A 9,083-nucleotide genomic window follows, 5' to 3' on the forward strand; every position below is an offset into this window, starting at 1 on the left:
TACACCGCTGACAGCGCTGTTCGATCGGGCTTTGATCGTTGGCGCGTCCACGATCCGTGATTGACGAGACGCGCTGAACGTATGTTCGCGAACCGGGGACGCGCTCTCGCGCGATCGTTCGGCCCTCGTGGGGAAACGAGATGTAGACCGTGTCGACTTGGCTGTATTCGGCCGGGTCTCAGGCGGAGCAACCGGAGGCGCAGCGTCAGTTTTTTCCTCACGCGCCTGCAATTCTTTCTGGAGTGTCAGCGCGCGGCTGTCGTCCTTGTGAAGCGTTTGCACCGCGCCCAACAGGACCTTGGCGGAAGCAAGATCATTACGTTTCAGGCTGTCCCGAATCGCCTGAAGAATATGGGAGATATCATCGGAATGATTGCTTGCGGAAGCCGGGCTTGTTCTCCAGGTTTCAGCCGGGCCATTGTCGAGGTCGCCCGAGGCGGAAGCGCCATCGTGCTCCGAGCCTGATCGCGCGCCCGGCAGTTTCTCCTCGCCTGAGTGCATGATAGATACACCGATCACTAGTGCACCGAGAAGGAGGCCCGTGAGTAGTGTCCTCTTGGGGTTGGTCATCATAACGTCTGTCCTGTAGCTCGAAACGCGCCTCCAACATGCGGATAACATCGGCCTTCACTCGGCAAAGAGTGAGTGACACACATGGAGGCAGCATAAAAAGGGCCGCGCATGAACTGCGGCTTCGCCATCAATAAGCTACGCGCCCAGACCTAAGATTGGATGCGCCAATCCCTAGCTGATATCCGACAAAGTAAGATTTTTGTTGGCTTGCAAACGGTGGCGTCTGGCGCCCTTTGGCTGGCGTTTTATGGCGTCAGGCGCGTCGGCATGCGCTGCTACACTTGCAGTTCTTTTATTGCCGCACAATCCTTGCCGCCCGGTACGATGCCAATCGCCATCCGCCCCGGTCTCTTGGCCACTCTTCTTCTGACAAAGTCCGCAACCCATGCTTCGATTCGAGAACCTCTGCAAACGTTACGACGAGCGCGTTATCTTTCAAGGATTGCGTTATAGCGCCGGCACTGGGTGCGTGGCGCTGAACGATGAAACGGGCAGCGGCAAATCCACCTTGCTCGGTATCCTCGCCGGTGAGTTCGAGCCAGACCAGGGTGAGGTATGGATAGATGGGCACTCGTTGCGTGGCGCCACGCTCGAGGCAAAGGCCCTACTTGCCTACGTGCCCGACGACTGCATGCCGTACTCGCAGCAAACCGGCCGCGAGTATCTGGAGCAGGTGGCATCGAACAGGGAAACAGCCGTCAATAGTCAGACGTTCGATCTGGCAGACCGCTTTGGCTTGACGCCACATCTTGGGAAGCGTTTCGAGCAAATGTCGTTTGGTACCCGCAAGAAAATCTTCCTGACGGCAGCAGCGCTGGGCGAAGTGAAGGTCGTTATCGCAGATGAACCGGGCGCTGGCCTAGATGCCCCCGCGCGCGCTGTTCTAATTGATTTGTTCAAGGTGCTAGGTAAAGACCGGACGGTTTTATTTTCGAGTTATGACGAGGAGTTTACGCAGGCATGCGGCGCGAAAATGATCAGTTTTGCTGAGCTTGTGGATGGTAATTAAGCGGTTTCTTGGGGTGTAAATCAACGCCCTCGAACGTACCCATCCCGCGATGGTCGCAAAGTGCGCGATGCCTTATCCAAGCCCCATCGCGCGCACGATCATGATCACCCCGAGCACAACGACGGCGGCTCCAATAGCGCTCGCCGCGCGCTCACCGGCCGGTGCAAGACGCTCGACTGTTATAGCTGCCGTCACGGCGGCCATCACGCGCAGATCCATGACGCCCATCACGAGAAGGATTGCCGTCAGACCGGCACAGCAGATGCTGCAGTGAACGCCAAGGCGCAGGCCGTGTCGCCCGGCCGTTGCCGCGTCCGCCCGCATCACGCGGTCGCACCTCGAAACGTCCCGGCAGCAGGCAAGGTGACGCGTCTTCCACGATGTGAACTGGAGCGCGCCGCCGATCAGTACGACCACGCCTGTCGCAATCGGAACGCTGCGCGCCAGTGCCGGCAACTGCATCTCAAGCGCTGCCAGCGCGCTGCCCAGCGCAAAGGCGGCCGCTCCAAGTACGGCCCACACAAAGAAGTACCCGGCGCCCACCACCGCGGTCAGCCAGCCAGAGCTCGTGCCGACTGCCTGACGGTAGCGCCACAGCACGGGCGTGAGGGATGGCAACATCATCGCCACCATCATCGCGACCCACATGCCGATGAACGACGCCGCAGCATTGGGCCATGTCTGTCCGCACATCCGCATCCACGCCATCGACATGGTCCATCCGCCGGGCATTGGCATCTCGCCCATCGTTGACATGGACGCACACCAGACGATCGTCACCGCAGCGCTGGCGGCGAAGAGCAACGCCGAGATACCGAAGAAGGTTCGCCGGGAAAGTCGTTCGGATACCATAGTTTCAGACACTTTCCGCTCCCGCTTTCGCGAGCATGAGATCACAGCAACGCCGGCTCAGCGCGTGCCGTACTCGTCGTGACGCTTCCACCAGACACCTGTCTCGTTGCGCCCCTTGGGCGCACGATCAAGCCACTGGTACATGCCCCAGATGCCGTCCACGCCGCGCGAATAGGACGAATACGTGTGATAGACCACGCCGTCCTCAAGCACGAACGCACTGACGCCCGGTCTTTCACGTGCGTACGTCGCTGTGTCGGTTCCGGACATGATCGCGAACGTAGTGGCCCCGTCGGGCGTCGTACGCGAGGGTATGTCGACGACAGGCGCTTCGCGAACGTAGTTGTATTCGACCGTCCCCTCGCGCTGTTGCTGCTCCGTGAGGGAGGTGTTGAAGTCGAAATTGAAGTCGCTGCCGAACGAGGACGCCCAGGGAAAAGTCCACCCCATCCGTCGCTGGTACGCCTGCAACTTCGCGAGCGGCGCCCGCGACACCGCCGAAAGCGTCACGTCATGGTTCGCAAGATGCACCACGACGCCGTTGAAGCCGTCCGCTATGGACGAGCAGGACGGGCATCCCGCCTTGTAGTCCGGTCCGAACATGAAGTGATAGACGAGGAGCTGGGAACGCCCCTGGAACAGGTCTGCCAGCGAGGCATCCCCTTCGTTGGTCTCGAACCGGTAGTCCTTGTCGACGCGAACCCACGGCAGTGCCTGACGCTGCCGCGCCAGCGCGTCGCCGCGCCGGGTGAGTTCTTTCTCCGCCTCGAGCAATTCGAGCCGCGCTGCCAACCATTCTTCACGTGTCCCGGTTACGTGTGTTGTCATCGTCCTTGCCTCCGTTAAGGGTTCTTCGTCGTTCGTTCAACGCCCGATCCGACAGGCGGGTTGGTGATAGATTAGTACTGGGCATCAAACGATGGGAGTGACAAGTGTGGCGTGATTCGGATAGACCATGGACCCACTAATTGCGGTCGCGGCACGTTCGCTCGCCGCGGGCGACCCGCTCGGCGCCCTGAACCGGATAGCCTTGCGCGACGACGCGCCCGCGCTCGCGCTTCGCGGTATCGCGATGGCGCAACTAGGCGATCTCGTTCGAGCAAAAGCGCTCATGCGAAGTGCGGCGCGCGCGTTCGGTCCGAAGGAGGCGGTGGCCCGTGCGAGGTGTGTCGTCGCCGAGGTCGAGATCGCCTTCGCTTCAAGAGACCTGGGCTGGCCCGCGAAGACGCTCGACGCAGCACGGGCGACACTCGAAGCCCATGGCGACCGGGTGAACGCCGCGCATGCGCGGTATCTCGAGGTCCGGCGCAATCTCCTGACCGGCCGTCTCGACGAGGCCGAACAGGCGCTCGCCAAGCTTGATCCCACGCCCTTCCCGCCCGCGTTGAGGGTCGCTCATGAGCTGGTCGTGGCAGGCATCGCAATGCGGCGCCTCCAGGCAAAGACGGCGCGCGCCGCGCTTGCCCGGGCCGAACGCGCCGCGCACCAAGCGGGTATTCCTGCGCTCACCGCGGAGGTCGAAAGCGCATCCCTCATACTGAATACGCCCGCCGCACGCTTGATTGCGAGGGGTGAGGAACGGCTCCTGCTGCTCGATGACGTCGAAGCGTTACTTGCGTCGAAGGCGCTCGTCGTGGACGCATGCCGACAGCTCGTGTGCAACGCCAGCACGGCGGTCTCGCTCGCCAGACGCCCGGTTTTGTTCGCGCTCGCACGCGTGCTGGGCGAAGCGTGGCCCGCCGACGTGCCCCGGGAAACGCTCATCGAGGGGGCATTCCGGACGAAGCATGCCGATGAATCGCATCGCGCGCGCTTGCGTGTTGAAATCGGACGACTTCGTACGGCGCTTGGAACACTGGCGGGCGTGAGCGCGACGAAGCGAGGGTTTGTGCTGGTGCCGCGCGCCACACGCGAGGTGGTCGTGCTGGCGCGGCCCGTCGAAGACAAACATGCGGCGGTTCTTGTCTTTCTCGCCGACGGCGAGTCGTGGACGAGCTCGGCTCTGGCACTTGTGCTTGGGGCTAGTCAGCGCACCGTGCAGCGTTCACTCGACGTGCTTGCGGCAGCAGGTAAGGTGCAGTCGTATGGCCGCGGGCGAGCGCGTCGCTGGATGACTCCGCCCGTGCCAGGATTCGCGACAAGCTTGTTACTCCCTGCTCAACTACCCACTGATTAGGATGACAACATGAAACGATCAAACGCCGAAATAATCCGTGAATATGGGCCCTTTCCGGGTATCGATAGCGTGCATGGGGTCACGTATGACGGTCAGCATGTCTGGTTTGGATCCGGGGACAAGCTGAATGCCTTCGATCCCGCGAGCAGGGATCCGTCGCTGCGCTCGCTGGATGTCGCCGCCGATGCAGGAACAGCCTTCGACGGCGAGCACCTGTTTCAGATTGCCGGGGATCGTATCCAGAAGATCGATCCAAAAACCGGTCAGGTGCTTGCCACCATCCCGGCGCCCGGTGGCGGCGGTAACTCGGGGCTTGCGTGGGCCGAAGGGTCGCTTTGGGTCGGGCAGTATCGGAGCCGGCAAATCCATCAAGTCGATCCTCAAACGGGCGCGATTCTCCGCGCCATAGAAACTAACCGCTTCGTCACCGGCGTCACCTGGGTCGACGGAGAACTCTGGCACGGTACCTGGGAAGATGACGCGAGCGATCTGAGACATATAGATTCGCACACGGGAGAGGTCCTGGAGAGCCTTGAGATGCCGCCCGGAACCTATGTGTCGGGGCTCGAGTCCGATGGAGGCGAGCAATTCTTCTGCGGCGGCGGAGCCAGCGGCAAGCTAAGAGCTGTTCGTCGCCCCCGTCGAGACTCCGCAGCCGGCAGCGACGCCGGGATCCCCGTCGACTCTACTAGCGAGTAGTGCAAGTGGCCGGTGCGCGGCGGGGCGGCCGGTTCAATGCGTGAGACTAACCGGCGCTCGTACTGCGTCAATGCGCAAGCTCAGTATTGCGAAGCACCATTCCGTGGCGCTGCCGGGCGATGTCGCGGGACGATTCCATTTCCAGTTGCGTGCGGATCGAGTCCCATCCCAACACACGCGCCGCGATCGCCGCAGTTTCATCCAGCACGGCTCCGGTCAATTGACCAGAGATCGCTATCGTCGTTCGGTGGAACAGCAGATCCGCAAGATGCGTCACGGCTTCCTGCTCGCATAGGTACTGAATCTCCCGCACTGTGTAGCTCGGCTCGCTTGCGAGCGGGGTGTCACGGGATCCATCGGGAGTTGATGAGCAGAATGCTGCGATAACAGATGCACTCGTACCGTAACGCGAGAGCAAGGTCTCAGCTCGTTCGACCTGAACACTGCAACGCGCGGCAAGCTCGCTGATCCATGCAGCCCTATCTTTGGCTGTACGTGGAAAATCATGTCCGCCACCGATAGCTTCGTCGCGAGTGCTGACCCTACGCGAGCGTCCGAGGCGCTTCAGTGTATCGTCGGCAACGGATTCGGCAAATCCCCGGAAGGTGGTCCATTTGCCGCCCACCAGCGAGAGCACTGGAATCTCAGTATCGGGCAGATGATCGATGTGCACCACGTGATCGCGACTCACGTCGCCGGGATTCGCGGCATCGGAATAAGGCAACGGCCGCACGCCGCTATAGCGAAAAGTGATGTTCGATGCATCCAGTTCCAGGCGGGGAAATATCTCCCGCATGACGCCGAGCATATAGTCGACCTCACTGTCCTCACAGCGAACCTGGTCGGGATCGTCCACGCGTATGTCGGTCGAACCGATCAGAAGCCGATCCATAAATGGATACACAAGACAGATGCGGCCGTCCTTCGAGCCGAAGTAAACCATGCGGCCCCGCAGTTGCGCATGCAGCTCGGGATGGGTCACGATCAGATGCGATCCTTTCGTTCCACCGATGTACTTTCGCTCGATCCCCAGCGACCGGTTCACGCTGTCAATCCAGGCTCCGCCGGCGTTGACAATAAGGGTTGGTGTGACAGGAAAGAGCCGATCCGACACGAGGTCCCGCAACCAGACCGTGTCGCCCTCCACACGATCAACGGTCACGTAGTTTGCCGCCGCGGCTTCCGTGCAAGCAGCCAGTCCATCTGCTACCAGTTCGTAGTTCAGCCGCTCGGCCTGTGTCACCTGCGCGTCGAAATACGTGGCGGTTGCCTTGATGCCGGGATCGAGCAATGGCAAATCCTCAAGAGACCGGCTTCTCAGCGCGACATGGTGGCGCGGCATTGTCCGGTGATGGCGGCCGAGAAAATCGTAGATCGAGAGACCCAGTTTCGAAATGATCGCGCCGCGATCCGCGAGCTTCGACTTCACACCGAAAAACCGCAGCGTAGAGGCAACGATACCGCCAAAGTACGAATGAATCGGTAGTACTGTCTCCAGTGGATGTACAAAGTGCGGCGCGTTTTTCAGCAACAGATTTCGTTCCAGTGTGGATTCGGCCACGAGCCGAAACTCACCAGTTTCAAGATACTTCAGGCCGCCGTGAATGAGCCTCGACGGCGCCGAACTTGCACCTGAGGCGAAGTCAGCCTTATCGATCAGCAAGCAGTCAACCTGTTGCAACGAGAGGTCGCGGAATAACCCTGCGCCATTAATTCCGCCACCAATAATCAGCACGCTGACACGGCGCTGCTGCGCAAGCCGGTCGATAAAAAATCCGCGGGATCGCTGGGTCATCACTTGTCTCGTCTAAGTCTCATCATCAATGCGCGGTGGCAGCACGATCGAGCGCCGGCCACAATGCGTTCATGTTTGAAATAAGCTGCATATAGAGGGTGTACGCTTCAGTAAGCTGAGCGCGCCGTTCCGGATCCGGCTGGTGCGTCCGCTGTATGCGGCATGCGCGCGTGCCGGCTTCCGCCAGCGATGCAAACGCTCCTGCGCTCACGCCGGCACAGAGCGCTGCGCCAAGCGCGCTGGCTTCCTGATTTTCCGGGATATCGATAGGAATCCCGAGGGTATCGGCAAACAACTGCGCAAGCATGGGGCTTGATGATCCTCCACCGGTCAGACCCGCCCGGCGCGCGGGAAGCGCGCTGGTCAGTGCTTCGACATGGTATCGATGATTAAAGACCATGCCTTCGAGCACTGCCCGCGCCAGATGGGCCCGACGGTGCCAGCCGCGGATGCCGAAGAACGAGGCGCTCGCGGGTTGTTCAAAGGGGGAACCGAACAGGAATGGATGAAACATGACGGAACTCGGTTCGGCGAATGCAGCCTGCAATTCATCTCCGATCAGCTCGAACAGCGAGCATCCGCGTTCTGCCGCCTGTTGCGCTTCGTGTGCGAAAAACTCGCGCAGGAACCAGTCGACATTGCTCGACGACGCGGGCGAAATCGACATGTTCATCCATTGGCCGGGACGTGTGCCGTTGCGGCACGACCAGCGCGGATCCAGTTGCGGACGATCAGAAAGGATCTCGTTGATGCTGAACGTGCCTGCCGTAATCGACACGATACCCGGCTCCGTGTTGCCCATCCCCAAGGCACTGGACGTGACATCGTGTAATCCACAGGCGACCGGCGTGCCCTCCTTCAGACCGGTTTGCGCCGCAGCGTGTGCGGTGATGCGTCCTGCAAGCGCCTCGGACGGGACGATTTGTGGCAATGCGCGGCCTATAGAGGCGAGGCCGTATAGATCCAGTACTTCGGCGCTGTACTGTTGCGTGCGGACATCGGTAAAGGAAGAACTGGCTTCGGTCGGATCGGTTGCCGGGACGCCAGTCAGGCAGAGGCGGAGCCAGTCCTTGCAGAAGAGCACGTGGCCTATTTTTGCGTACCGCTCAGGCTCGTTGACCTGGATCCATTTGAGCACGCTGACGGCGGCGTAGGGATATGGCTGCTGCCCGGTCAATTCCAGTGCCCGTTGGAGCACGCCGGTTTCGCGCCATTGATCGCGGACGTCGAAGGCGCGGCTGTCGAGCGACAGGATTCCAGGTCCAAGCGGGGCACCGTCGTGGTCAACGAGGTATAACCCGTCGCCGTGCCCGGTTACGCCGACAGCGGCGATCGCGCTGGCGGGTATTTGGCTGTGCTCGAGCGCATCGCGAATGGCGCCGCTTGCCGCGGTCCAGGTTTCTTCCATGTTACGTTCGACGTGACGCGGGCGCGGTTGGCGCTGCTCGACGCGTCGTGAGCCTACAGCGACGGTGCGGCCCGTGGTGTCGAAGATAACGGCCTTGGTCGCGGTCGAACCACTGTCGAGGCCCAGCAGATATGTAGCCATTTGGTCCTTCACTGCGTTTCGGATGGGGGATGGGGTTTGAGTGGTGGGTTCTTGGGTTAGCGGTTCTGGTTCTTGGGTTGGCGGTTCTGGTTCATTGCCGGGTTGCTGCTTTCTAGGTTTGTGGTCTGCTTGAGTTGGCTAATTTCTTTATCACTATTAGCCACTGTGCGTGGCGGCACGTCATTTCTTGGTCCTTAGCGACAAAGAAACGAAGCAAAGAAAACGCTTTTAACCACGCTACCCTAAGTGTCCACAGCGTGCAGTTTCGATTCATGGGTGCCCCAAAAGCACGGTGCTCGCCAGAGCGAAGGATGTGTGAAACCCTCCTTCTCACGAATCCTGACATGAACACGCTTCGCCACCAGTGCTCTCGGGCAAGCACGAGTTGCCAAGGCGCCCGCACGGCCCCATGCCTCTCTACCGCTTCACT

At 60.8% G+C, this 9,083-nt stretch carries 7 protein-coding genes and 1 pseudogene; 3 read left to right on the top strand and 5 right to left on the bottom strand.

Going from position 1 to position 9,083, the window contains the following annotated elements; translation table 11 throughout:
- Positions 1–573: pseudogene (locus JWR14_RS19765) on the bottom strand (hypothetical protein); the annotation flags it as partial.
- 385 nt (positions 574–958) lie between these two features.
- Between JWR14_RS19765 and JWR14_RS19770 the strand changes: the two are divergent.
- Entirely contained in the window at positions 959–1,582 is a 624-nt protein-coding gene (locus JWR14_RS19770; RefSeq protein ID WP_299710077.1) for an ABC transporter ATP-binding protein, read from the top strand.
- Positions 1,583–1,654: 72 nt separating this feature from the next.
- Here JWR14_RS19770 and JWR14_RS19775 read toward each other — a convergent pair whose 3' ends face one another.
- Entirely contained in the window at positions 1,655–2,446 is a 792-nt protein-coding gene (locus tag JWR14_RS19775; protein ID WP_366144572.1) for a DUF2182 domain-containing protein, read from the bottom strand.
- Between the two features lie 45 nt (positions 2,447–2,491).
- A complete protein-coding gene (locus JWR14_RS19780; protein ID WP_299710079.1) occupies positions 2,492–3,262 on the bottom strand; it encodes a thioredoxin family protein in 771 nt (256 codons plus the stop codon).
- A 127-nt stretch (positions 3,263–3,389) separates the two neighbouring features.
- On the opposite strand from JWR14_RS19780, the gene JWR14_RS19785 reads away from it, so the two are divergent.
- Both JWR14_RS19785 and JWR14_RS19790 read left to right on the top strand, forming a co-directional pair.
- Entirely contained in the window at positions 3,390–4,610 is a 1,221-nt protein-coding gene (locus tag JWR14_RS19785; RefSeq protein WP_299710081.1) for a helix-turn-helix domain-containing protein, read from the top strand.
- 9 nt (positions 4,611–4,619) lie between these two features.
- A complete protein-coding gene (locus tag JWR14_RS19790; RefSeq protein WP_299710082.1) occupies positions 4,620–5,309 on the top strand; it encodes a glutamine cyclotransferase in 690 nt (229 codons plus the stop codon).
- Positions 5,310–5,376: 67 nt separating this feature from the next.
- Here JWR14_RS19790 and JWR14_RS19795 read toward each other — a convergent pair whose 3' ends face one another.
- Positions 5,377–7,104: a glycerol-3-phosphate dehydrogenase/oxidase gene (locus JWR14_RS19795; RefSeq protein ID WP_299710084.1), complete on the bottom strand. Its 1,728-nt coding sequence runs from the start codon at positions 7,102–7,104 to the stop codon at positions 5,377–5,379.
- Between the two features lie 25 nt (positions 7,105–7,129).
- The gene (locus JWR14_RS19800) at positions 7,130–8,653 is read right to left on the bottom strand and encodes an FGGY-family carbohydrate kinase (protein ID WP_299710086.1); all 1,524 of its coding nucleotides are present in this window, start codon (positions 8,651–8,653) and stop codon (positions 7,130–7,132) included.
- Between the last annotated feature and the right edge of the window lie 430 nt (positions 8,654–9,083).

It is taken from the genome of Caballeronia sp. (assembly GCF_028292365.1).
Taxonomy (GTDB): domain Bacteria; phylum Pseudomonadota; class Gammaproteobacteria; order Burkholderiales; family Burkholderiaceae; genus Caballeronia.

Bases quoted from the DNA above. Each gene is read 5' to 3' on its own strand.
- JWR14_RS19780 (WP_299710079.1), bottom strand. From the start codon at position 3,262: ATGACAACACACGTAACCGGGACACGTGAAGAATGGTTGGCAGCGCGG.
- JWR14_RS19795 (WP_299710084.1), bottom strand. From the start codon at position 7,104: ATGACCCAGCGATCCCGCGGATTTTTTATCGACCGGCTTGCGCAGCAG.
- JWR14_RS19790 (WP_299710082.1), top strand. From the start codon at position 4,620: ATGAAACGATCAAACGCCGAAATAATCCGTGAATATGGGCCCTTTCCG.
- JWR14_RS19785 (WP_299710081.1), top strand. From the start codon at position 3,390: ATGGACCCACTAATTGCGGTCGCGGCACGTTCGCTCGCCGCGGGCGAC.
- JWR14_RS19770 (WP_299710077.1), top strand. From the start codon at position 959: ATGCTTCGATTCGAGAACCTCTGCAAACGTTACGACGAGCGCGTTATC.
- JWR14_RS19800 (WP_299710086.1), bottom strand. From the start codon at position 8,653: ATGGCTACATATCTGCTGGGCCTCGACAGTGGTTCGACCGCGACCAAG.